Origin of the sequence: Formivibrio citricus (genome assembly GCF_900115065.1) — a bacterium.
Classification (GTDB): domain Bacteria; phylum Pseudomonadota; class Gammaproteobacteria; order Burkholderiales; family Chitinibacteraceae; genus Formivibrio; species Formivibrio citricus.
The window spans coordinates 64,898-87,298 of the sequence record NZ_FOVE01000015.1 but is presented as its reverse complement, the minus strand read 5'-3'; the positions used below and the strand labels follow the sequence as shown (position 1 = coordinate 87,298).

The 22,401-nt window shown below is 58.6% G+C and carries 25 protein-coding genes and 1 tRNA gene; 14 read left to right on the top strand and 12 right to left on the bottom strand.

The window, feature by feature from the left end; translation table 11 throughout:
• Window positions 1-69 precede the first annotated feature (69 nt).
• The 12 genes from BMZ36_RS14550 to iscX all read left to right on the top strand — a co-directional run bounded on the left by BMZ36_RS14550 (window position 70) and on the right by iscX (window position 10,442).
• Window positions 70-267, top strand: coding sequence for a hypothetical protein (locus BMZ36_RS14550; RefSeq protein ID WP_177187858.1), 198 nt, complete (start codon window positions 70-72; stop codon window positions 265-267).
• 143 nt (window positions 268-410) lie between these two features.
• Window positions 411-2,663, top strand: coding sequence for a formate C-acetyltransferase (gene pflB, locus BMZ36_RS10590; RefSeq protein ID WP_091195868.1), 2,253 nt, complete (start codon window positions 411-413; stop codon window positions 2,661-2,663).
• Between the two features lie 145 nt (window positions 2,664-2,808).
• Window positions 2,809-3,603 carry a pyruvate formate-lyase-activating protein gene (gene pflA, locus BMZ36_RS10585; RefSeq protein ID WP_091195865.1) on the top strand — a complete coding sequence of 265 codons (795 nt, stop codon included), beginning with the start codon at window positions 2,809-2,811 and terminating at the stop codon, window positions 3,601-3,603.
• Window positions 3,604-3,724: 121 nt separating this feature from the next.
• Window positions 3,725-4,477: a serine O-acetyltransferase gene (gene cysE / locus BMZ36_RS10580; RefSeq protein WP_091195862.1), complete on the top strand. Its 753-nt coding sequence runs from the start codon at window positions 3,725-3,727 to the stop codon at window positions 4,475-4,477.
• Between the two features lie 112 nt (window positions 4,478-4,589).
• Window positions 4,590-5,075, top strand: coding sequence for a Fe-S cluster assembly transcription factor (locus BMZ36_RS10575; protein WP_091195859.1), 486 nt, complete (start codon window positions 4,590-4,592; stop codon window positions 5,073-5,075).
• A gap of 9 nt (window positions 5,076-5,084) precedes the next feature.
• Window positions 5,085-6,296, top strand: coding sequence for an IscS subfamily cysteine desulfurase (locus BMZ36_RS10570; protein ID WP_091195855.1), 1,212 nt, complete (start codon window positions 5,085-5,087; stop codon window positions 6,294-6,296).
• Between the two features lie 80 nt (window positions 6,297-6,376).
• Window positions 6,377-6,760 carry a Fe-S cluster assembly scaffold IscU gene (gene iscU / locus BMZ36_RS10565; protein ID WP_091195850.1) on the top strand — a complete coding sequence of 128 codons (384 nt, stop codon included), beginning with the start codon at window positions 6,377-6,379 and terminating at the stop codon, window positions 6,758-6,760.
• 81 nt (window positions 6,761-6,841) lie between these two features.
• Window positions 6,842-7,165, top strand: coding sequence for an iron-sulfur cluster assembly protein IscA (iscA, locus tag BMZ36_RS10560; RefSeq protein WP_091195846.1), 324 nt, complete (start codon window positions 6,842-6,844; stop codon window positions 7,163-7,165).
• Between the two features lie 137 nt (window positions 7,166-7,302).
• On the top strand, window positions 7,303-7,833 hold the full coding sequence (gene hscB / locus BMZ36_RS10555) for a Fe-S protein assembly co-chaperone HscB (protein ID WP_091195841.1): 531 nt from the start codon (window positions 7,303-7,305) through the stop codon (window positions 7,831-7,833).
• A gap of 108 nt (window positions 7,834-7,941) precedes the next feature.
• On the top strand, window positions 7,942-9,801 hold the full coding sequence (gene hscA / locus BMZ36_RS10550) for a Fe-S protein assembly chaperone HscA (protein ID WP_091195838.1): 1,860 nt from the start codon (window positions 7,942-7,944) through the stop codon (window positions 9,799-9,801).
• Between the two features lie 85 nt (window positions 9,802-9,886).
• Entirely contained in the window at window positions 9,887-10,225 is a 339-nt protein-coding gene (gene fdx, locus BMZ36_RS10545; RefSeq protein ID WP_091195835.1) for an ISC system 2Fe-2S type ferredoxin, read from the top strand.
• 22 nt (window positions 10,226-10,247) lie between these two features.
• On the top strand, window positions 10,248-10,442 hold the full coding sequence (iscX, locus tag BMZ36_RS10540) for a Fe-S cluster assembly protein IscX (RefSeq protein ID WP_091195831.1): 195 nt from the start codon (window positions 10,248-10,250) through the stop codon (window positions 10,440-10,442).
• 66 nt (window positions 10,443-10,508) lie between these two features.
• On the opposite strand, the gene BMZ36_RS10535 is transcribed toward iscX, so the two are convergent.
• A complete protein-coding gene (locus BMZ36_RS10535) occupies window positions 10,509-10,964 on the bottom strand; it encodes an EF-hand domain-containing protein (protein WP_177187857.1) in 456 nt (151 codons plus the stop codon).
• 104 nt (window positions 10,965-11,068) lie between these two features.
• On the opposite strand from BMZ36_RS10535, the gene BMZ36_RS10530 reads away from it, so the two are divergent.
• Entirely contained in the window at window positions 11,069-11,383 is a 315-nt protein-coding gene (locus tag BMZ36_RS10530) for a DUF2322 family protein (RefSeq protein ID WP_091195824.1), read from the top strand.
• Window positions 11,384-11,486: 103 nt separating this feature from the next.
• On the opposite strand, the gene BMZ36_RS10525 is transcribed toward BMZ36_RS10530, so the two are convergent.
• Complete coding sequence (locus tag BMZ36_RS10525; RefSeq protein WP_245747891.1) at window positions 11,487-12,191, bottom strand: pseudouridine synthase; 705 nt, start codon at window positions 12,189-12,191, stop codon at window positions 11,487-11,489.
• A gap of 118 nt (window positions 12,192-12,309) precedes the next feature.
• On the opposite strand from BMZ36_RS10525, the gene BMZ36_RS10520 reads away from it, so the two are divergent.
• On the top strand, window positions 12,310-12,909 hold the full coding sequence (locus BMZ36_RS10520; protein WP_091195821.1) for a hypothetical protein: 600 nt from the start codon (window positions 12,310-12,312) through the stop codon (window positions 12,907-12,909).
• Window positions 12,910-12,993: 84 nt separating this feature from the next.
• Here the strand turns inward: BMZ36_RS10520 and BMZ36_RS10515 are convergent, their stop codons facing one another.
• From BMZ36_RS10515 to BMZ36_RS10470, 10 genes are all read right to left on the bottom strand, one after another.
• The gene (locus BMZ36_RS10515) at window positions 12,994-14,097 is read right to left on the bottom strand and encodes a nucleotidyltransferase family protein (RefSeq protein WP_091195920.1); all 1,104 of its coding nucleotides are present in this window, start codon (window positions 14,095-14,097) and stop codon (window positions 12,994-12,996) included.
• A 117-nt stretch (window positions 14,098-14,214) separates the two neighbouring features.
• Window positions 14,215-14,286: transfer RNA gene (locus BMZ36_RS10510), tRNA-Arg, on the bottom strand.
• A gap of 86 nt (window positions 14,287-14,372) precedes the next feature.
• Entirely contained in the window at window positions 14,373-14,813 is a 441-nt protein-coding gene (gene fliJ, locus BMZ36_RS10505; protein ID WP_091195819.1) for a flagellar export protein FliJ, read from the bottom strand.
• A 13-nt stretch (window positions 14,814-14,826) separates the two neighbouring features.
• Window positions 14,827-16,227: a flagellar protein export ATPase FliI gene (fliI, locus tag BMZ36_RS10500; protein ID WP_091195815.1), complete on the bottom strand. Its 1,401-nt coding sequence runs from the start codon at window positions 16,225-16,227 to the stop codon at window positions 14,827-14,829.
• Window positions 16,211-16,993: a flagellar assembly protein FliH gene (locus BMZ36_RS10495; RefSeq protein WP_143086034.1), complete on the bottom strand. Its 783-nt coding sequence runs from the start codon at window positions 16,991-16,993 to the stop codon at window positions 16,211-16,213. The genes fliI and BMZ36_RS10495 overlap by 17 nt, the downstream gene beginning before the upstream one ends.
• A gap of 23 nt (window positions 16,994-17,016) precedes the next feature.
• Entirely contained in the window at window positions 17,017-18,024 is a 1,008-nt protein-coding gene (gene fliG, locus BMZ36_RS10490; RefSeq protein WP_245747889.1) for a flagellar motor switch protein FliG, read from the bottom strand.
• A gap of 3 nt (window positions 18,025-18,027) precedes the next feature.
• A complete protein-coding gene (gene fliF, locus BMZ36_RS10485) occupies window positions 18,028-19,695 on the bottom strand; it encodes a flagellar basal-body MS-ring/collar protein FliF (RefSeq protein ID WP_218142701.1) in 1,668 nt (555 codons plus the stop codon).
• Between the two features lie 94 nt (window positions 19,696-19,789).
• A complete protein-coding gene (gene fliE / locus BMZ36_RS10480) occupies window positions 19,790-20,116 on the bottom strand; it encodes a flagellar hook-basal body complex protein FliE (protein WP_091195799.1) in 327 nt (108 codons plus the stop codon).
• A 77-nt stretch (window positions 20,117-20,193) separates the two neighbouring features.
• Window positions 20,194-21,531 (bottom strand): sigma-54-dependent transcriptional regulator, encoded by a 1,338-nt coding sequence (locus BMZ36_RS10475; RefSeq protein ID WP_091195794.1) that lies wholly within the window; start codon window positions 21,529-21,531, stop codon window positions 20,194-20,196.
• Window positions 21,528-22,253, bottom strand: coding sequence for a chemotaxis protein CheB (locus tag BMZ36_RS10470; protein ID WP_091195790.1), 726 nt, complete (start codon window positions 22,251-22,253; stop codon window positions 21,528-21,530). Before BMZ36_RS10470 ends, BMZ36_RS10475 begins: the two co-directional genes overlap by 4 nt.
• Window positions 22,254-22,401 lie beyond the last annotated feature (148 nt).

Below are 22,401 nucleotides of genomic sequence, written 5' to 3'. Positions count from 1 at the left end.
AACAACGCAATCGGAGTATTGCGGTTATCATGCGTGTACCGTTTGTCAGTTTTTTAAAGCGGGTTGCTCTTGAAAAAAACTGCGGGAAACCAACTAATATCAACCATTAGCCCCCGTTTGCCCATCGCTGGAAATTCAACCTTTTCCTGCCAGCAAAGGGCAAAACAAAAACAATTTGAAAAACCTTTTAGGTTACAAAAAAACAAACCAAATCGCATTGATAAAAATCAATGTTTTGTGGTGAATAAACTGCCACAAACTTTATGAAAAAATTACAGGGCACACTTAATTAACGGGTGATAGCCTTGCAAAAAATCCGGCGCAAACTCGTGCTATCGCACGATAAAAAAACGCCGATACCGGTTAAGTCAAACAGACAAACCACCAAACCCAAGTAGAGGAGTTCCACCATGAATGCACCTGAAACCAAAGTTGGCATCGAAGCATGGCGCGGTTTTGCCGGCGGCGAGTGGCAAACAAAGGTTAATGTTCGCGACTTCATCCAAAAGAACTACACCGAATACACCGGTGATGACAGCTTCCTGGCCGGCCCCACCCCGCGCACCAAGCAACTGTGGGAAGAGCTCTCCGTCCTGCTGAAGAAGGAACGCGAAAAGGGTGTGCTCGACGTTTCCGCCGACATCGGCGCTTCCATCGTTGCCCACGGTCCCGGCTACATCAACAAGGATCTGGAAACGATCGTCGGCCTGCAAACCGACGCTCCGCTGAAGCGCGCCATCGTTCCGAACGGCGGCCTGCGCATGGTGCAAAGCGGCTTGGAAGCCTACGGCTTCAAGCTCGACCCGAAGGTTGAAGAAGCCTACAACCTGTATCGCAAAGACCACAACATGGGCGTATTCGACGCCTACAGCCCGGACATCCTGGCCTGCCGCAAGACCGGCGTGATTACCGGCCTGCCCGATGCCTACGGCCGTGGCCGCATCATCGGCGACTATCGTCGTGTTGCCCTGTACGGCGTTGATTTCCTGATCAAGGACAAGAAGCGCGAGAAAGCCGAACTCGACTACGTTGATTTCACTGAAGACGTCCTGCGCACCCGCGAAGAACTGTCCGAGCAGATCAAGGCCCTGAACGAACTGAAGCAGATGGCCGCCACCTACGGCTGCGACATCAGCCGCCCGGCCGCAACCGCTCAAGAAGCCGTGCAGTGGACCTACTTCGGCTACCTCGGTGCCGTGAAGGAACAAAACGGTGCCGCCATGTCCATCGGCCGCATCTCCACCTTCCTCGACGCCTACATCGAGCGCGACCTGAAGGAAGGCACCATCACCGAAGCCGAAGCCCAGGAATTCATTGACCACCTCGTCATCAAGCTGCGCATCGTCCGCTTCCTGCGCACCCCGGAATACGATCAACTGTTCTCCGGCGACCCGACCTGGGTGACCGAATCCATCGGCGGCATGTCCGAAGATGGCCGCTCGCTGGTCAGCAAGAACAGCTTCCGCTTCCTGCACACCCTGTACAACCTGGGCCCGGCACCGGAACCCAACCTGACCGTTCTGTGGTCCACCAAGCTGCCGAAGGGCTTCAAGGACTTCTGCTCCAAGGTTTCCATCGAAACCAGCGCCATCCAGTACGAATCCGATGACGTGATGCTGCCGCACTGGGGCGACGACTACGCCATCGCCTGCTGCGTATCCGCAATGCGCGTCGGCAAGCAAATGCAGTTCTTCGGTGCTCGCGCCAACCTGGCCAAGGCCATGCTGTACGCCATCAACGGCGGCGTGGACGAAAAAATGGGTCTCAAGGTTGCCGAAGGCTTCGAGCCGATCAAGGGCGATTACCTCGAATACGACGAACTGGTTGCCAAGTTCGACGCAATGATGGAATGGCTGGCCGCGACCTACATCAAGGCGCTGAACGCCATCCATTACATGCACGACAAGTACCACTACGAACGTATCGAAATGGCGCTGCATGATCGCGACATCCTGCGCACCATGGCCTGCGGCATTGCCGGCCTGTCGGTAACCGCCGATTCGCTGTCTGCAGTGAAGTACGCCAAGGTCAAGATCATCCGTGACGAACAAGGTCTGGCTACCGACTTCGCGATCGAAGGCGAATACCCGGCCTTCGGCAACAACGATGACCGCGTTGACCAGATCGCCGTGTGGATCGTCGAAGAGTTCATGAACAAGATCCGCAAGCACAAGACCTACCGCAACAGCTTGCCGACCCAGTCCGTGCTGACCATCACCTCCAACGTGGTGTACGGCAAGAAGACCGGCAACACGCCGGATGGTCGTCGCGCTGGCGAACCGTTTGCTCCGGGTGCAAACCCGATGAGCGGCCGCGACAAGTCTGGCTTTGTGGCTTCGGGCGCTTCGGTTGCCAAGCTGCCGTACGAAGCTGCACTGGACGGCATCTCCTGGACTGCCACCTCCACGCCGGATTCGCTGGGTCACACGCTGAGCGATCAAGTGAACAACCTGACGAACTGCCTGGACGGCTTCTGCTCGGCCTCCGGCTTCCACGTCAACGTGAACGTGCTGAACCGCGACACCCTGCTGGACGCCATGGAGCATCCGGAAAAGTATCCGCAACTCACGATCCGTGTGTCCGGTTACGCCGTGAACTTCATCAAGCTGACCCGCGAACAGCAGATGGACGTGATCAACCGTACCTTCCACACGCACTGCTAATCCCGACCCCGTACGGGGTTGAGAAAAGCGAGACAGAAACGGGTTGCCGGCTTGCCGACAACCCGTTTTTTATCCAGGCCTGCAGCATGCAACCAAACAAACCGGGCTTGGTCTTATAACAGAACATTTCCCTGGATATTCCGCCATGAGCGAAACCATTCCCATCAAGCCCGTGGGCGAAATCGTCCCAGCCTGCGTGGATGAAAACGGCAAGCTGTCCGGCTTTGTACATTCGATCGAAACCGGCGCCGCTGTAGACGGCCCCGGCATGCGTTTCGCATTGTTTGTTTCCGGTTGCCAGTTCCGTTGCCTGTACTGCCACAATCCGGACACCTGGAAACTGCGCAACGGCAAAATGATGTCGGTCGACGAGGTCATGAAGGACATCGGCAAGTACGCCAACTTCCTGCGCTTCGCCGGAGGATTGACCATCACCGGTGGCGAACCGCTGATGCAGGCCCATTTTGTGGGCGAAATCTTCTACCGCGCCAAGCACGACCTGAAACTGCATACGGCACTCGACACCCAAGGCTTCCTGGCCGGCCAACTGGAGGACGCCTGGTTCGACAACGTCGATCTGGTTCTGCTCGACATCAAGCAGATGAATCCGGAAAAATACGAGCGCCTGACCGGCAAACCCCTGCAACCGACACTGGACTTCGCCGAGCGCATGTCGCGCATGGGCAAGAAAATGTGGATTCGCTACGTGCTGGTTCCCGGCTACACGGACGACTTCGAAGACGTGGAAAAACTCGCCGATTTCATCGCCACGCTCAAAGGCGTCGAGCGCGTGGAAGTCTTGCCGTTCCACAAGATGGGCGAGCACAAGTGGGAAGATCTCGGCATGGCGTATGAACTCACCGACGTCCAGCCCCCTTCCCCTGAACTCACCGAGCGTGTGCGCAACCAGTTCAGGCAGCGCGGCATTTTCACCTGTTGATGCACCTCTGGTAGCAGTCAAAATGGATGGCGGCAAAAAAACCAATATTCGCCGCCATCTCCCCTCCTTTCAAAAAGACGAGTAAAATACTCGACTTTAACGAACAGCGATTGTTCCAGCCATGTTTGCCCGTCTGCGTGAAAACATCCGCGTGGTCTTCGACCGCGATCCAGCCGCCCGCTCGACATGGGAAGTCATCACCTGCTATCCGGGCCTGCACGCACTGACCTTGCACACGGTTTCGCACGGACTCTGGAAGCGCAACTGGAAATGGTCGGCGCGTTTTCTGTCGCATATCGCGCGCTTTCTGACCGGTATAGAGATCCATCCGGGCGCCACCATCGGCCGGCGCGTTTTCATCGATCACGGCATGGGCATCGTAATCGGCGAAACCGCCGAGATCGGCGACGACTGCACGCTGTATCACGGGGTCACGCTCGGCGGCACCTCATGGAAAGCCGGCAAGCGCCACCCCACGCTGGAACGTGGCGTCATCATCGGCGCGGGGGCCAAGGTTCTCGGCCCGATCACCCTGCATGCCGGAGCCAAGGTCGGCTCCAATGCCGTCGTCGTCAAAGACGTCCCCACCGGAGCCACTGCCGTCGGCATTCCGGCACGCATCATCGACGGCGAAACCGAACAGGCGCGCGTGGAAAAAGCCGAACAACTGGGGTTTTCCGCTTACGGCATTTCCAGCGACATGAACGACCCGGTGGTTAAAGCCATTCACGGCCTGCTCGATCATTCCGTGACCATCGATTCACGCATTGAACGCATCCTTGCGCGCCTTGAACAACTGGGTGTGAATTGCGAAGAAGAGCGCGCCACAGCCGACAAATTCGACCCAAATTACCTCAACAAGATCGTGGACTGAACCGCACAATGAATGCGTGAATAGTTGACAAAACCATCCGGGTTTTTAGTTGACTAAAAAACTAGGATATTCTAGGATTTGTCCATAAACGGATGCAGCAGGAAGCAAAGCCATGCGCCTCACCACCAAAGGTCGTTTCGCCGTCACCGCCATGCTAGATCTTGCCCTGAACGGCGGACGCGGCCCCGTAACGCTCGCCGGCATCAGCGAACGCCAGGGTATCTCCCTCTCGTACTTGGAACAGCTTTTCGGCAAACTACGCCGCCGTAAACTGGTCGATTCGGTTCGCGGCCCCGGCGGCGGCTATTGCCTGGCCCGCCCGACGCAGGACATCACCGTAGCCAACATCGTCATCGCCGTTGACGAGCCTTTGGATACCACCCAATGCAGCGGTGACCACCACTGCTGCCAGAATGATGAACCCTGCATGACCCACGATCTATGGTCCGGCCTCAATGAGACCATTTTCAGCTATCTGGAATCGATCACCCTGGCACAACTGATCGAACACTCCGAAGCCAAAAAAAACGGGGCTAGCGTCGTACAGTTTGCCCTGCGGTTCAAACAACTCGCCGAACCGTCTTCCGCGCTTTCCTGAGATACCGCCATGAATAAGAAACCGATTTATCTGGACTATTCCGCCACCACCCCGGTCGATCCGCGCGTGGCAGAAAAAATGATTCCCTACCTGACCGAAATGTTCGGCAACCCGGCATCGCGCTCGCACGCCTACGGCTGGGAAGCCGAGGCTGCCGTCGAGCAAGCCCGCGAACAGGTTGCTGCGCTGGTCAACTGCGACCCCAAGGAAATCGTCTGGACATCCGGCGCCACCGAGTCCGACAACCTGGCGCTCAAGGGCGCGGCGCAGTTCTACAAGACCAAAGGGCGCCACATCATCACCGTCAAGACCGAGCACAAGGCGATCCTCGACACCGCACGTGAACTCGAACGCCAGGGCTTCGAAGTGACCTACCTCGGCGTGCAGGAAAACGGTCTGATCGATCTGGAAGAGCTGAAAGCCGCCCTGCGACCGGACACCATTCTTGTTTCGGTGATGGCCGTGAACAACGAAATCGGCGTCATCCAGGACATCGAAACCATCGGCAACCTGTGCCGCGAACGCGGCATCATCTTCCACGTCGATGCCGCGCAGGCCACCGGCAAGATGGAAATCGACCTGGAAAAGCTCAAGGTCGACCTGATGAGTTTTTCCGCGCACAAGACTTACGGCCCCAAAGGCATCGGCGCGCTGTACGTACGCCGCAAGCCGCGTGTGCGACTGGAAGCGCAGATGCACGGCGGCGGCCACGAGCGGGGCTTCCGCTCCGGAACGCTCGCCACGCATCAGATCGTCGGCATGGGCGAGGCTTTCCGTCTCGCCAAGGAAGAAATGGCCACCGAAAATGAACGCATCCGCCGGCTGCGCGACAAGCTGTGGGCGGGCCTGAGCCAGATCGAGGAAGTCCACCTCAACGGTGACCTCGGACAACGCGTACCGCACAACCTGAACGTGAGCTTCAACTTCGTCGAAGGCGAATCGCTGATCATGGCGCTCAAGGAACTCGCGGTCTCCAGCGGCTCGGCCTGCACCTCCGCCAGCCTGGAGCCCTCCTACGTGCTGCGCGCCCTCGGTCGTTCCGACGAACTGGCGCACTCGTCGATCCGCTTCTCGATCGGGCGTTTCACCACCGAAGAGGACATCGACTTCACGGTCAAACTGATCCAGGAAAAAATCGGCAAACTGCGCGAACTTTCCCCGCTGTGGGACATGTTCAAGGAAGGCATCGATATCAACACCGTGCAGTGGGCGGCACATTGAATTCGGGGAGTTGCAAGTATGGGAATGGTGAGTGGTTTTCTACTCCCGACTCCCCTCTCCCTACTCACAGGAGTTAAAAAATGGCATACAGCGAAAAAGTTCTCGATCATTACGAACACCCGCGCAACGTCGGCTCGTTCGAAAAGGGCGACGAGAGTGTCGGCACCGGCATGGTTGGCGCACCGGCTTGTGGCGACGTAATGAAACTGCAGATCAAGGTCGGCGAAGATGGCGTCATTGAGGACGCCAAGTTCAAGACCTACGGCTGCGGCTCGGCGATCGCTTCTAGCTCGCTCGTCACCGAATGGGTCAAGGGCAAAACGCTCGACGAGGCGCTGGCAATCAAGAACACCCAGATCGCCGAAGAACTGGCGCTCCCGCCAGTCAAGATCCACTGCTCGATCCTCGCCGAGGATGCGATCAAGGCCGCGGTGGCCGATTACAAGACAAAACACGACAAGTAAGGAGTCAGGTGTGAGGCGTGAGGGGTAAACCCTTCCCTTCCTCGCTCACACGGCCCTCCTCTCACCTCACGAGGCTTTAAAATGGCACTGACACTCAGCGAACGCGCAGCCAAGCACATTTCCAACTTCCTGACCAAGCGCGGCAAGGGCCTGGGAGTACGCTTGGGCGTCAAGACTTCCGGCTGCTCCGGCATGGCCTACAAACTCGAATTCGTCGATGTCCTGAGCGAAGACGACGTGGTGTTTGAAAGCCACGGGGTCAAGATCTTCACCGACGCGAAATCACTGGCCTACATCGACGGCACCGAACTCGATTTCGTCAAGGAAGGTCTCAACGAAGGCTTCAAGTTCCACAACCCGAATATCAAGAGCGAATGCGGGTGCGGGGAAAGCTTTAACGTGTAACCTGGTGAGGTGTCAGGTGTGAGGGGTAAGGAGTAACCCCTCCCATCAAGCGACGCTGTCAACTTGAATTCAATGGATCAAGAGCCTGGACTTCGGTTTTAACACCTCACTCCTTGCTCCTCACCCCTCACTCAAAAATGATCGACTTCACCCAAAACCACTTTGCCCTTTTCGGCCTGCCGGAAACTTTTGCCCAGGATGCGCGCACGCTGGAAAGCCGCTATCGCGCGCTGGTTTCCGAATGCCATCCCGACCGCACGGCAGCCGGAGACGAGACCAGCAAGCGCCTGGCGCTGCAAGCGTCCACCCAGGTCAACGAAGCCTGGCACACGCTGAAATCCCCGCTGGCACGCGCCCGCTATCTACTGCAACTGCGCGGCGTGGATACCCAGGAACACACCAACACGGCCATGCCGATGGACTTCCTGATGAACCAGATGCAATGGCGCGAAGCGATCGAAGACGCCGAGATTCACAAGAACATCGAGCGACTGGAAAACCTGAACAGTGAATTGCGCGCGGAGATCGAAGCCCATGAATCCAATCTGGGCGCATTGATCGATACCGAGCATGACTATCCGGAAGCTGCCTTGGCCGTGCGCAAACTGCGTTTTCTCGAAAAACTCGAAGAAGACATCGGCCATGCAATCGAAAAATTGCTGTTTTGACCCCCGAACTGCGGGATCGTCGATAATCCCCCGGTTTCCAATAATTATCATGCGTACTGGACACTCGGCTTCCCGAATGTTCCGGTACCACTGTGGTGAATAGACGTTATGGCTTTGCTGCAAATTTCCGAACCCGGCCTGTTTGCCGCCCCTCACCAGCACCGGCTGGCGGTCGGCATCGACTTGGGCACCACCAATTCACTGGTCGCAACCGTCAAAAGCGGCGCCACGGTCGTCCTGCCCGACGAGGAAGGCCACGGCTTGCTGCCTTCGGTGGTCCACTACGCTGCAGACGGCAACACACTCGTCGGCCATGCCGCACAAGCACTGCAAACGCACGACCCGGCCAACACCATCGTTTCGGTCAAGCGCTTCATGGGGCGCGGACTGACCGACATTGCCGACCTTGCCTCGCCTTACCGCTTCGTCGAGGCACCGGGCATGCTGCAGATCAAAACCGTCGCTGGCGTGAAAAGCCCGGTCGAGGTCTCGGCCGACATCCTGCGCAGCCTGAAGGTACGCGCCGAACAATCGCTCGGCGGCGAGCTGGTCGGCGCGGTCATCACGGTCCCGGCCTATTTCGACGACGCCCAGCGCCAGGCCACCAAGGATGCAGCTCGGCTCGCCGGGCTTAACGTATTGCGCCTGCTCAACGAACCCACCGCAGCCGCCATCGCCTACGGGCTCGACAATGCTGCGGAAGGCACCTACATCATCTACGATCTGGGCGGCGGCACGTTCGACGTCTCGATCCTGGAGCTCACGCGCGGGGTATTCGAAGTCCGCGCCACCTCCGGCGATTCGCAACTGGGCGGCGACGATTTCGACCACCGCCTGTATTGCTGGATTCTGGAAAAAGCCGGCCTGAGCACGCTGAATGCCAGCGATTCACGCCTGTTGCTCACGCATGCACGCGAAGCCAAGGAAGCCTTGACCGAACATGACAGCACGCGCGTTTCCGCCGTATTGTCCGATGGCAGGATCGTCGATCTGGAAATCCCTGCGCACTGCTTCCACACCATGACCACGCATCTGGTGCAGAAGACCCTGATGCCGGTGCGCAAAGCCCTGCGCGATGCCAAGCTCACGCCGGCCGACATCAAGGGTGTGGTTCTGGTCGGCGGCGCCACGCGCATGCCGCATGTGCGCAAGGCTGTGGCCGATTTCTTCGGCAAGGAACCGCTCACCAACCTCGACCCGGACAAGGTCGTGGCACTCGGCGCCGCGATGCAGGCCAACGTGCTCGCCGGCAACAAGGGCGACGACGAATGGCTGCTGCTCGACGTGATCCCGCTCTCGCTCGGCCTCGAAACCATGGGCGGGCTGGTTGAAAAGATCATTCCGCGCAACAGCACCATCCCGACCGCGCGCGCGCAGGAATTCACCACCTTCAAGGACGGCCAGACCGCAATGGCGATCCACGTCCTGCAGGGCGAGCGCGAACTCGTCAGTGACTGCCGTTCACTGGCACGCTTCGAGCTGCGCGGCATCCCGCCGATGGTTGCAGGCGCGGCACGCATCCGCGTCACTTTCCAGATCGATGCCGACGGCCTGCTGTCGGTTTCGGCTCGCGAGCAATCCTCCGGCGTCGAATCGAGCATCGTGGTCAAACCGAGCTATGGCCTGTCCGACGAGGAAATCAGCCGCATGCTCACCGATTCGATGCAGCATGCACAGGACGACATCGAAGCGCGCAAGCTGGCCGAAGCGCGTGTCGAAGCCGAAAGCCTCTCCAGCGCCACGCGCGCGGCACTGGCCAGCGACGGCGAACTGCTCAATACGGACGAGCGGGCACAAGTTGAAGCGGCGCTGGAAAGCCTGGCCCTCTGTGCGGCGAAAAACGATCCCGCCGCGATTGTGGCCGCGACCGAAGCACTCAACGCCGCCACCACCGAATTTGCCGGCCGCCGCATGGATGCGGCCGTGCGAAAAGGACTGTCCGGACATAAACTGGATGAGATCGGGTAAGCACACCATTTACCACAGAGACACAGAGGCAGAGAGAAACCCAAATAAGAGCGCTCTCTGCGGTCAGTTTTTGAAGGAATTTTAAATGCCGCAAATCATCGTTTTGCCCCACGCCACACTCTGCCCGGAAGGCGCGGTCATTCAGGCCAAGACCGGCGAACTGATCCTCGATGCCCTGCTGGAAAACGGCATCGAGATCGAGCATGCCTGCGAGAAATCCTGCGCCTGCTCCACCTGCCACGTCATCGTGCGCGAAGGCTTCGACAGCCTGGAACCCGCAGACGATCTGGAAGAAGACCAGCTCGACAAGGCTTGGGGGCTGGAACCCACCTCACGTCTTTCCTGCCAGGCCATGGTCGGCACCTCGGATTTGGTGGTCGACATCCCGAAATACACCGTCAACCTCGTCGGCGAACGACACTGAACCGCGCTCCGGAGAACCCCTCATGAAATGGACCGATTCCCGCGTTATTGCCATTGAGCTAGCCGAAGCCCATCCGGACATCGACCCGAACACTGTCAATTTTGTCGACCTGATGAACTGGGTGCTGGCCCTGCCGGATTTCAACGACGACCCGAAGCACTGCGGCGAGAAAATCCTGGAAGCCATCCAGTTGGCCTGGATCGACGAAGCCGAATAATCGGAAATCATCCAATGACAAAGCCCGTCGCATTGTTTGCGACGGGCTTTGTTTTTTCCGGGAAGTTTACTTGGCAGCCGGAGCCGATGCCGGCGGCACACAGGCGCCGCGAGGGCCGGAACCACGACCATCCGGGCCGCAGCCACCACGCTTCATACCGGCCTTGCCATGACGCATGGCTCGACGCTCTTCCGCAGTGATCTTGCCGTCCTTGTTGGCATCCATGGCATTGAAGTGCTGCTCAGCGTACTTCATATGCTGTTCCTTGGTGATTTCTGCCGGTGCCTTGGCTCCCGGCCCCATGCCGCGACCGGGGCGGTGCGCTGCACGCTCTTCAGCCGTAATCTTGCCGTCCTTGTTGGCATCCATCGCATCGAAACGCGCCTGGGCCTGTTTCATGAACTGTTCCTTGGTGATGTCAGGACGAGCCGGACGCGAAGCCGGGACGGGATCGGCGGCCAATGCGGGATAGGCCAGTGCCACAGCAGCCGTCAACAACAGGGTCTTCATCAGGGTTTTCATGCTCATACTCCTTTACAATTGGACTTTTCATAAACCGTCGATCGCGCGATTGAGCAGTTAACGTGCTACAGAGAACGCCGGTTGACACCAACAGGTAAAAAAACATGAATTTTGCAGAAACGCTGGCCGGCCTGCCCGCCATCGACCATCTGGCCGCCATCGAATTGCTGGACGGCGAAACTGTCGTTGCCCGCATCGAAAACAAGCCGGGACAAGCCGGCAGCCTGCGCGTCTATCACGCGCTATATCAGGAATTCGGTGCGCTTGATGCACTCGCCGCCGACAAGGGCTTGCGCCTGTATTGCGAACACACGACGGATGCCGAAGCTCATCCCGGCAAACATCCCAACATCGACCGGCTGATTGAGCTGGCAAAGAATGGCCAACCGCTGGCCGTGCGGCTGGTCAAGATCGATTGACGCTCAGAACCTGTTCACGCTCTTGCTGCGAAACCGCGATCAGGGCTGATGCGCTGCGCTTCACCCCGCTGACAGCTTCTCTCGACAGCGCGCGAACAGGTTATCAGAAAGGCGCGGCGCTGGAAAAAACCAGTGGCTGCGCCGTAACCGGATGCGGGATGGATAGATAACTGGCATGCAACAACAGGCGTTCGGCTTTGTCGCGCGCGCCGGCATCAGCATACAGATCGTCGCCGAGAATCGGGTGTCCCAGCGCCAGCATGTGCACGCGCAACTGGTGCGAGCGCCCGGTCACCGGCTCCAGTTCCACCCGCGTTGAATCGATTACCGGATCGTATTCCTGCGCCCGGTAACGCGTGAGCGCCTTCTTGCCGCGTTCGAAGTCAACCATCTGGCGCGGCCGGTTGGGCCAGTCGGTGATGAGGGGCAAATCGACCACGCCCTCCCCCCGCAGGCACCCCGATACCAGGGCAACGTAGCGTTTCTGTGTTTCGCGCAACTCGAACGACCGGCTCAAGGCCCTTTGCGCATCGATCCCGCGCGCCATCACCAGGATTCCGGAGGTCGACATATCCAGCCGGTGCACCACCAGCGCATCGGAATACTCCGCCTGTACGCGGCTCGCCAGGCAGTCCGCCTTGTCCTCCCCCTTGCCGGGCACAGACAGCAATCCTGAAGGCTTGTCGAGCACCAGCATGACATCGTCTCGATACAGTATCTCCAATCCAGCATGCGCCGGAGGGCTGTAAATTACGCACCCCGCATCATGTGTTGCCACCATCAACACCCCCTCGACTTTCAAATCCATGCCGGCAACATATGGTTACAAACATGATGTCCTCCCGAATGTGCTGCTCTTCGTTAATGACCGGTCCGGACAACTTTTCACGGCATACAACTGAAGCACCCTACAAGGAGCGAATAACATGCACAAGAATCACCCCCTGCTGATTGCCTCTGTTCTTGGCGTACTTTTTTCTGCAACGGCTTTTGCCAATGATCCAGCAACTACCGAGACACAACGCAACATCAACCAGCAACAACGCATCGAGCAAGGCCTGAAATCCGGTCAATTGACTCCGCGCGAAGCCGCCAGACTGGAAGGCGAACAGGCGCGCATCGAAAGAACCGAAGCCAAAGCCATGAAAGACGGCACCGTCACTCCGGAAGAACAGCGCCGCATCAACGCCATGCAAAACAAGGCCAGTCGCGACATCTACCGCGAAAAGCACGACGCCCAAACCGCCAATCCGAACAACCCTGCCAGCCGCCGTATGGCTGCCGACGTGCAGCGCAACGTTAACCAGCAACAGCGGATCAATGCCGGCGTGAAGAATGGCAGCCTGACCCATCGCGAAGCGGCTGGCCTGGAAGCCCGGCAGGCGCGCATCAACCGCATGGAACGGCAAGCAGGCAAGGATGGGCGCATCAATGCAGCCGAACAGCGCCGCATCCAGAAAGCCGAAAACCAGCAGAACCGCCGCATTTACCGCAAGAAACACAACGCATCGGTTGCAGCGCAATAAAACCGTTTATTGAATTCCGGCAGCAATGCCTGCTACAAAAAAGCCCGGCGCAGACTGCCGGGCTTTTTCATTTGCGAAACCCACTCAACCGCGGGCATCCCCCCAGCGCAGGGCGCTGCGGTCATCCCCCACGTAAACGGTATGCCCGAGCCGGTCGACGCAATAGCGCGGCGATACGATCATCTCGGCGAAAGTCATGTTGCCGCCGATACGGGTGTATTCAAAGATCACGCTACGCACCACTGTCGATCCTGAGCGCAAATGGCTGCCGTGCCCGATCCAGGACGGCCCGATAATAGTGGTTCCAGGATCGATGCGTACGCTGGAACCGATATACACCGGCCCTTCGATATTGACCTTGTCCCAGTCGATATGGGTATTCAGCCCCACCCATACACCGGGGCGCACTTGCTTGCCGGGCATGTCCATCTGCGCGACCTCGCCGCGCAACACGCGCTGCAGCACCGCCCAGTAATCGGTCACGCGGCCGATATCGATCCAGTTGAAGAAACGGTTCTGGGCATAGAACGGCAAGCCCTTTTCCGCCAGCGCCGGGAACAACTGGCTGCCGATGTCATACACCTCACCGGAAGGAACCAGGTCCAGGATGGCCGGTTCGAAAATGTAGATGCCGGTCGAAGCCAGCGTGGACTTGGCTTCCTCGGGCTTGGGTTTTTCCTGGAAGGAAAGAACCCGGCCTTCCTCGTCGGTCACGACGATGCCGTAATTCACCACATCTTCTTTGGGCACATTCAACGCTACCACGCTGGCGATGGCCTGTTTTTCGCGGTGCTCGGCAAGTGCCGCGCCAATATCCAGATCGATGATGGCATCGCCGCACAGCACCAGCGTGGTTTCATCGAAAAACCCGCTGTTGTCCTGAATGTATTTCATGCCGCCCGCCGAGCCCTTGGGCCGAGGCAGGATATCACCGTGTTCGTAGGCACCTTCGTAGGAGTAGCCGATTTCCACGCCCCACCGGTGGCCATTGCCAAAGTAATCTTCGATCTTGTGGTGCATGAACGCTACGTTGATCATGATTTCCTTGATGCCATGACGAGCCAAGTGCTCGATGATGTACTCCAGCACCGGCTTGCCCAGAATGGGGATCATCGGCTTGGGCACATCCTTGGTCAACGGGCGTACACGAGTACCTTGACCGGCAGCCAGAATCATTGCTTTTGCCATTTTTTCTCCCAGGCTCCTCGTGCCGGCCATGGCAGAGGGCGGTTTTGACGAAGAAAACAAAAAAACCCGTGTGTCCAGACACTCACGGGTTTAGCAGGCGAGGCCAGACATGGAATGCGCCCCCAACAGGAATCGAACCTGTAACTAGCCCTTAGGAGGGGCTCGTTATATCCATTTAACTATGGGGACGTCGGAAACAGGTCGGGACTTCCAAGCTTTGCGGCGTGGATTATGCGGCCTCCGGGCTCGCAAGACAAGCGAACCTCGTCCTGCATTCACTCGCGCGGCGGACGGGGGCGGCTGGTATTGAATTCATCCAGCATCTTCTGCTCCCGGCGCAATTCCTTGCGCTGTTCGGTTGCTTCGTGCCGCTCCTTGAGCGTCTCGAAACCCTTCACTTTTTTTTCGCATTCTTGCCAAGCCGCCAAAGCTTGTTGATAGCTCGCCTCCTGCCGCGCGACATCTTCAGCCTGCTGATCGGCTGCGGCATCCAGCTTGCCGAGGAACAACTGGAAATCCCGCCACTGTGTCACGGTCATCCCGCTCTGCCCGTTGCTGGTCAGGCGAGCCCGGTAGTCGGCGCGGAAGGATTCGACCTGTTCGAGCTTGGCTCGTGCGGCCAGCCAGCGCCCCTGCGCGGCCTGCAGCCGGTTGGCTGCTTCTTCGCGCTCATCGATAGCCAGTTGCAACAGGGTGGCAAAACGGAACTCAGCCAAAACGAACTACCTCTCAAAGCGCAAACAGTTGCGCCAGTTTCATTCTGGCACCGTCTGCGCTCTCACGCTCGTGGATTGCCTGCTGCAAAAACGCTTCAAACGAGGGGTGGCGCCGGATGGCTTCGTCCAGCACCGGATCGGATCCGGGGACATACGCGCCGACACTGATCAGGTCGCGGCTGCGCTGGTACCGGGAATAAAGATACTTGAAGCGCCGCACCATCTCGAACTCGTTCGGCGGCACGATGTCTTGCATCACGCGACTGATTGAGGCTTCGATGTCGATCGCGGGGTAGTGCCCGGCCTCGGCTAGTTGACGCGACAGTACAAAGTGGCCATCCAGGATAGCCCGGGCCGCATCGGCGATCGGATCTTGCTGATCGTCGCCCTCGGACAGCACGGTGTAGAAAGCAGTAATCGATCCGCCGCCTTCCGGGCCGTTACCGGCTCGTTCGACCAACTGCGGAAGACGGGCAAAAACGGAAGGTGGGTAGCCTTTGGTCGCAGGGGGTTCGCCCACCGCCAGGGCAATTTCGCGCTGCGCCATGGCATAGCGCGTCAACGAATCCATGATCAGCAAGACATTCTTGCCCTCATTACGAAAATACTCGGCAATACTGGTCGCATAAGCTGCGCCATAGAGACGCAGCAGCGGAGGGGTATCAGCAGGAGCCGCAACTACAACGGAGCGCGCCCGGCCTTCGGCACCAAGGATGTTCTCGATAAAATCCTTGACCTCGCGCCCACGCTCGCCAATCAGGCCAACGACAACCACATCGGCCGTGGTATAGCGCGCCATCATGCCCAGCAAAACCGACTTGCCAACGCCGGACCCGGCAAACAAGCCCAGACGCTGTCCGCGTCCCACAGTCAGCATGGCATTGATCGCCCGCACGCCCACATCGAGCGGCTGGCGCACCGGTTCGCGGTTCATCGGATTGAACGGCCGGGCAAAAAGGGGCATGTAGGCTTCATGCTCAAGCCGCCCCTTGCCATCAAGCGGACGCCCCAAACCGTCCAGAATCCGGCCAAGCAGGCGCCATCCCACGGGCACCTGCCGGCCATGGTCCTCCAGACGACGCTGAATCCGTCGTTCCCGACCGTACTCCGGCACCCAGGCAGCCACATCTTCATGCGGCACCACCTCGGCTCCGGGTTCGACACCATACACTTCGGCGATCGGCATCAGAAACAGCCGGTCTTCCTGAAAACCGACCACGACAGCCTCGACCGAGCCGCCTCCTGGCGTCATGACATCGCAGGACATGCCGATCGGCAGCCGCAAGCCCACCACCTCAAGGACCAGCCCCGAAACCCGGGTCAAACGCCCACGCGGCAACCAGGGCCGCATCCAGCTCACGGCCTCTTGGCAATCGGAAAAATACTGATGAATGCGGTCAATCGGCGTCGACATGGGAGCCCGAAGCAAACGGAGCGTCTTCCTCGCGCCAATCAAGATCATCGTGACGGTTTCGTCCCAACACGCGCAAAAGGTTGCGCCAGCGCGCTGTCATGGTAAGGTCTACCGAGGAATCGGGTGTTTCAATACGGCAACTGCCCGGCGGCAGGGTTGGATCCGGCGCAAGGCGCCAATAGTCTCCGGATAACTCCCCCGCCAGCAACACGTTGACCGCAGTCAGGTCTTCCGGATTCAGCAACAAACGCGACGGCCCCTTGACGGCAGGCAAACCGGCGACCGCCTCGCGAATCAGCGGAAAAACCCGCGTACGGTCGGCGCGCACTTCTTCCCGCACCATCTGCCGGGCGATCATCAGCGCCAGATCGAGCACATCATTGGCGATACGCGTCTCGACATCCTTGCAGGCTGCCTCCATATCGCCCAACAACGCCCGCAGCCGGTTGACTTCGGACTCGGCCGCCAGCCGGCCGGCGGCCAAGCCAGTTTGGTACCCTTCTTCCTGAGCCTGGCGTTCGATGGCCTCGATTTCCTCTGCCGTGGGCAAGGCGAGCCCGGACTCCGGGAGTACAGAAAAAGCCTCCTCCACAGGCGAGGGCAAGTCCGGCACAGGTTCAGGCAGCACCTCCTCAGGTACGGATTGGGGCTGCGCCTCCTCCCGCACAGGAGAAACAGGCGTCTCCAGCAGGGAACTGAACTGCCAGCGCTGAAAATCGGAAAGTTCTTCGCGCGGAATAACGCGCCCGGTATTCGATCCGGCCACAGCCAACTATCCTTTCGCCCGGATCATTCGACCAGGCCCTCTTCGCCCTTGCCACTCAGAACGATCTGGCCTTCGTCGGCCAAACGACGCACAATCTTGAGGATTTCCTTCTGCTCGGCCTCGACTTCGGAAAGCTTGACAGGTCCTTTGGCCTCCAGGTCTTCGCGCAGCATTTCGGCTGCGCGCTGCGACATGTTCTTGAAAATCTTCTCCCGAAGCGCCTGACTGGTTCCCTTGAGCGCCACGATGAGCTGGTCGGACTGGACTTCCCGCAACAGCATCTGAATCCCCCGATCGTCGATATCCAGCACGTTGTCGAAAGTGAACATCTTGTCCTGGATCTTCTGGGCCAACTCCGGGTCATATTCGCGGATATTGGAAATTGCAGAGGCTTCGACCACGCCGCCCATGAAGTTGAGGATTTCGGCGGCAATCTTGACGCCCCCCATGGCACTTTTCTTGATTTTGTCCGAGCCGGAAAGAAGCTGCGTCAACACATCGTTGAGCTCCTTCAGGGCGGCCGGCTGGATACCTTCCAGTGTAGCAATGCGCAGCAGGACATCGTTACGCAGGCGTTCGACAAAGTTGCTCAACACTTCGGATGCCTGATCCGGCTCCAGATGTACCAAAATTGTGGCAATGATCTGGGGGTGTTCGTTCTTGATGAGCTCGGAAACTGCAATCGAATCCATCCACTTGAGCGATTCGATGCCGTTGTTGTCGTTCCCCTGCAGAATCCGGTCGAGCAGGTTGGCGGCCTTGTCAGTGCCCAGCGCCTTGGTCAGTACCGAACGGATATATTCGTCGGCCGCCCCCAGATTCGCGCGGTTTTGCGTGGACGAGATGAAATCGCCCAAGACCTGATCAACCTCCTCGCGCGTCACGTTCTCCATGCCCGCCATGGCAAAGCCGAGTCTTTGCACTTCCTTGGGACCGAGGTATTTGAACACCTCGACGGCAGCCTCTTCCCCCAGCGTCATGAGCAGTATGGACCCCTTGCGCACGCCGTCTTCGTTCATGTTGGCAGCCATACGTCACCCCTTCTTGTTGGCGTCTCCGCCGCTTTCTTCGCCACTGGCCATCCATTCGCGCAGAATGGTCGCCACCATGCGCGGATCGTTCTTCGCCACCTCCTTGGCTTGTTGCAGAAGGTCTGCAAAGGCAGACATCCGCACCTGATCTTCCTCGCTCTCTGCCATTCTGGCGGCTTCGAACGGCGAGACTCGCTCTTCTTCTTCGTGGCCAATCTCCAGATCGATCGTACGAGCGGCTTCCCGCGTACGGCTCATGTCCTTCATCAACGGTCGCACTACGAAGAAGAGCAGATACAACACCACCAAGGCAATCAGCGCCACCTTTGCGACTTCGATGGTGTTGGTCTTGACGTAATCCACGGCCCGGCCGCTGACCGTCGGAGGTGCTTCAGGCGCAGGTTTGGCAAATGCGGCATTGACAACATTGACGGTATCGCCACGTTGCTGGTTATAGCCCACCGCTTCACGCACCAGCGCCGATATCTGATCCATTTCCTGCTGCGACAACGGGCCGGTTACATCCTGGCCATCCTGGTTCTTGGTTGCCTTGTAATTGACGACCACGGCCACGGACAAGCGTTTGACACCGCCAACCGGCTGCTTGACGTGCTGGATCGTCTTGTCCAGTTCGTAATTGGTCGTCGCTTCCTTGCGCGAATTCGCGCTTGTCGTGCTTTCCACTGCCGAAGCCGCAGACGCTACGGGTGCCGTAATCGGCGCAGTGGCCGCCCCCGGCGGCTGGTTGGAAAGCGCACCTGGAACGCCTGCGGCAACTTCGTTGCCGGTACGCCCTTGCTGCTCCAGCGTCTGCTGGCTGCGTATGGCCGCGATATTAGGCGGGCCATTCGGACGGAATTTCTCGGAGGTCTCGTTGATTTCAGCGAAATCCAGCTGCGCTGTGACTTCAGCTTTCAAATTTTCCCGCCCCACGATCGGAGACAGGATGGTTTCGATCCGATCGACAAAACCGCGCTCTACCAGTTGTACATACTGCAACTGGTTGGGATCCAGATGGGTACGCTCGTTGATGCCGCGCGAGAGCAGATTGCCATTCTGGTCGACCAGCTTGACGTTCTGGATCGGCAAGTCTGGAACACTGGACGAGACCAGATGCACGATCCCCGCAACCTGAGCGTTATCGATCTGGCGGCCTCGCCGCAGAGTCAGGACAACCGACGCCGAGGGCTTTTGCTGATCGCGCAGAAAAACGGTTTGCTTTGGAAAAGCCAGATGGACCCGTGCGCGTTCCACGGCGGAAATCGTTTCGATGGAGCGGGCCAATTCGCCCTCCACCGCCCGCTGATAATTGACCTGCTCGGCGAACTGGGAAATGCCGAACTTCTGGTTGTCCATGAGCTCGAATCCGACGCCGCCCGCTTTGGGCAAGCCTTGCGCCGCCAGCTTGAGGCGGGCATCGTAGACTTTGTCGGAAGGAACCTGGATGGTGCCGCCTGCATCCAGCTTGTACGGCACATTCATCTGTTGCAGGGATTGAACGATCGCGCCGCCTTCTTTATCCGGCACGTTGGAGAAGAGAATTTTCCATGAAGGTTCACGCGACCAGAGGAACAGGCCGGCGATCAAGGCAATGGCCATTGCGGCGCCCACCATGAGCGCGACGCGACGAGCCCCGGAGAGCGCCCCCAAACGCTGACGGACTCCATCCATGCCTGTCCCCGGATTGCGTTGCGCAGTTACGCCCGCTTCTGCCATATCCTCGCCGATACTGTCGCCCGCAGTTTATCCCGAGCCGAAGCCAGGATCACACCTGCATGTTCATGATTTCCTGATAGGCAGTGACGAGCTTGTTACGCACCTGAACCATGGTCTGGAAACTGAGACTAGCCTTCTGCAGGGATACCATCACATCCTGCAGGTCCGCCCCCGGAGCGCCGGACTGAAAAGCCGTTTGCTTGTCCTGCGCTTCCATCTGCATCCGATTGACCTGGTCGACCGACTGTTTGAGTACTTGGCTGAAATCGGGAGCATCCGCACCTTCCGGAGCCGCCGCTGCACCCTGCCCGGCCGCAAGCGAAGCTGCCGACCTGAGCTCTCCCAACAGTTGGTCAATACCCTGAACGCTACTCATGTCCTGCCTATCCTTCCAAGCAAAATTGTATGGGGCGAATCACTCTGGCGGCAAGCAATTCCTGCGCCAGATGCAAGTCAAATGTGCAAATCCCCGTTTTGCTCGCGATATTGCTGCAATTTGTGGCGCAAAGTCCGCTCGCTCATGTTGAGCCTTTCTGCTGCCAGCTTGCGCACACCCCCTACTGCATGCAAAGTTTCGAGAATATGGCGCTTCTCCAATTCTTTGATATCCAGAACCGCTGTTGGTTCCCCTTCCGTCTTCTGCACTTCGGCCGCAACGGCAATTCTTGCCGGCACTTCCGGCAAATACAGGTGCTCTACACCCACCGTATCGCCGGGAGCGAGTATCAACGCCCGCTGCACCACATTGTCCAGCTCGCGGATATTACCTTCCCACGCATAGCCTGCCAGCCGCGCCTGAGCGGCATCCGACAGGACAGGAACCCTGCGCTTCTGCCGAGCGGCATGACGAACCATCATGGCACGGGCCAGCGGCAGAATATCGTCCGGCCGTTCGCGCAACGCAGGAAGATGCAAAGGAAAGACATTCAATCGGTAGTACAAATCTTCGCGAAACTTGCCTGCGGCCACCTCGGCCGATACATCGCGATTCGATGTTGCCAGCACCCTGATATCCAGAGCAATCGGGCGCGAACCGCCTACCCGCTCCAACTCCCGCTCCTGCAATACACGCAAAAGTTTGGCCTGCAGCGAAAGCGGCATTTCGGTAATTTCATCCAGCAGCAAGGTACCACCCTGCGCTTGCTCAAACTTGCCGACATGCTGGGCAGCAGCGCCGGTAAATGCACCTTTTTCATGGCCAAACAGTGTCGATTCGAGCAGCTGTTCCGGAATCGCCGCGCAGTTGATGGCCACGAACGGCTTGGCCGCGCGATCACTGTTGCGATGGATATAACGCGCCAACACCTCTTTCCCCACGCCGGATTCCCCCGTAATCAGAACCGAGGCATCCGACAATGCCACGCGGCGGGCCATATCCAGCAAGTTGCGCATGGCGGGATCTTCGGCAATCAGCTCGTCATCCAGCCCGTCCGGCAAGAGATATTTGGCGACTTCCTGAAGCAGCTTTTCCGGCTCGAAAGGTTTGGGCAAATAATGGCACGCCCCTGCATGCAACGCGGCAACAGCCTTGTCGATCACCCCGTAGGCTGTCATCAACATGACAGGCAGCCACGGATAGCGCAACTTGATCTCCCGCAACAGGGTTTCACCATCCATGGGTTGCATCTGCACGTCGGAAAGCACCAACCCCACCCGCGTGGTTTCCAATAGCATCAATGCGCTGGAGCCATCCTCCGCGGTTACAACGGCATGACCTCCAAGCATCAGCGTATCCGACAGCGCCTCCCGAAGGGCATCATCATCCTCAACAATCAAAACCGGCATTGTCATGTTTTGCTTCCACGCCCGAGCGCCAACCCGTGCAATATGTGCGGAGCAATCTGGTCGATGGGCAATACTTCGTCCACCCCGCCGCGTGCAATGGCCTCCTTGGGCATGCCAAACACCACGCAGGTTTTTTCATCCTGCGCATAGTTGTATGCCCCGGCATCCTTCATCTCCCGCATGCCTGCGGCCCCATCCTTGCCCATCCCCGTCAAAATGACGCCGATCGCATTGCGGCCTGCAACATTGGCTGCGGAGCGGAACAGGACATCCACCGAGGGGCGATGCCGATTCACCGGTGGTGCATCGGAAAGCTCGCAGACATATGCGGCTCCCGAATACCCCAGCATCAGGTGCAAATGCCCCGGTGCCACATAGGCACAACCCGGCTGAATCACCTCCCGGTCTTCAGCCTCCTTAACACGAATGCGGCACAAGCCATCCAGACGGGAGGCAAATGACTTGGTGAACATTTCCGGCATATGCTGGGCAATCAGGATAGCCGGGCATTCCGCCGGCATCATCATCAGGAAGGTCTTGAGCGCTTCCGTCCCGCCAGTCGAGGCGCCAACAATGATGAGTTTCTCGGAACGGGGCGCATGTCGAATTTTCCTTTGCAGGACAACATCTGCCGTGTAACTCGGTTCAACCGTTTGCGCCACGTCGTGTATCAGATCCCCCATGCGCGCCGCCAAAGAACGAAAATCACCATCCTGTTTGGGCGTCATGCCAGCCTCACCACACCACAATCCAATAACAAAACCAACACCCCCCCCAATCAAATCTCTTCCAGGCGCCAGCTAACAATCCGCCGTGAACAACAGCCAACGGGACGAAGAAGCGCCCCCTAAAAAACCGGAATGCACGGAGAATACA

Coding starts and splice junctions, on each gene's coding strand:
- pflB (WP_091195868.1), top strand. CDS start 411: ATGAATGCACCTGAAACCAAAGTTGGCATCGAAGCATGGCGCGGTTTT.
- pflA (WP_091195865.1), top strand. CDS start 2,809: ATGAGCGAAACCATTCCCATCAAGCCCGTGGGCGAAATCGTCCCAGCC.
- cysE (WP_091195862.1), top strand. CDS start 3,725: ATGTTTGCCCGTCTGCGTGAAAACATCCGCGTGGTCTTCGACCGCGAT.
- BMZ36_RS10575 (WP_091195859.1), top strand. CDS start 4,590: ATGCGCCTCACCACCAAAGGTCGTTTCGCCGTCACCGCCATGCTAGAT.
- BMZ36_RS10570 (WP_091195855.1), top strand. CDS start 5,085: ATGAATAAGAAACCGATTTATCTGGACTATTCCGCCACCACCCCGGTC.
- iscU (WP_091195850.1), top strand. CDS start 6,377: ATGGCATACAGCGAAAAAGTTCTCGATCATTACGAACACCCGCGCAAC.
- iscA (WP_091195846.1), top strand. CDS start 6,842: ATGGCACTGACACTCAGCGAACGCGCAGCCAAGCACATTTCCAACTTC.
- hscB (WP_091195841.1), top strand. CDS start 7,303: ATGATCGACTTCACCCAAAACCACTTTGCCCTTTTCGGCCTGCCGGAA.
- hscA (WP_091195838.1), top strand. CDS start 7,942: ATGGCTTTGCTGCAAATTTCCGAACCCGGCCTGTTTGCCGCCCCTCAC.
- fdx (WP_091195835.1), top strand. CDS start 9,887: ATGCCGCAAATCATCGTTTTGCCCCACGCCACACTCTGCCCGGAAGGC.
- iscX (WP_091195831.1), top strand. CDS start 10,248: ATGAAATGGACCGATTCCCGCGTTATTGCCATTGAGCTAGCCGAAGCC.
- BMZ36_RS10535 (WP_177187857.1), bottom strand. CDS start 10,964: ATGAAAACCCTGATGAAGACCCTGTTGTTGACGGCTGCTGTGGCACTG.
- BMZ36_RS10530 (WP_091195824.1), top strand. CDS start 11,069: ATGAATTTTGCAGAAACGCTGGCCGGCCTGCCCGCCATCGACCATCTG.
- BMZ36_RS10525 (WP_245747891.1), bottom strand. CDS start 12,191: ATGGATTTGAAAGTCGAGGGGGTGTTGATGGTGGCAACACATGATGCG.
- BMZ36_RS10520 (WP_091195821.1), top strand. CDS start 12,310: ATGCACAAGAATCACCCCCTGCTGATTGCCTCTGTTCTTGGCGTACTT.
- BMZ36_RS10515 (WP_091195920.1), bottom strand. CDS start 14,097: ATGGCAAAAGCAATGATTCTGGCTGCCGGTCAAGGTACTCGTGTACGC.
- fliI (WP_091195815.1), bottom strand. CDS start 16,227: ATGTCGACGCCGATTGACCGCATTCATCAGTATTTTTCCGATTGCCAA.
- fliG (WP_245747889.1), bottom strand. CDS start 18,024: ATGGCTGCCAACATGAACGAAGACGGCGTGCGCAAGGGGTCCATACTG.
- fliF (WP_218142701.1), bottom strand. CDS start 19,695: ATGGATGGAGTCCGTCAGCGTTTGGGGGCGCTCTCCGGGGCTCGTCGC.
- fliE (WP_091195799.1), bottom strand. CDS start 20,116: ATGAGTAGCGTTCAGGGTATTGACCAACTGTTGGGAGAGCTCAGGTCG.
- BMZ36_RS10475 (WP_091195794.1), bottom strand. CDS start 21,531: ATGACAATGCCGGTTTTGATTGTTGAGGATGATGATGCCCTTCGGGAG.
- BMZ36_RS10470 (WP_091195790.1), bottom strand. CDS start 22,253: ATGACGCCCAAACAGGATGGTGATTTTCGTTCTTTGGCGGCGCGCATG.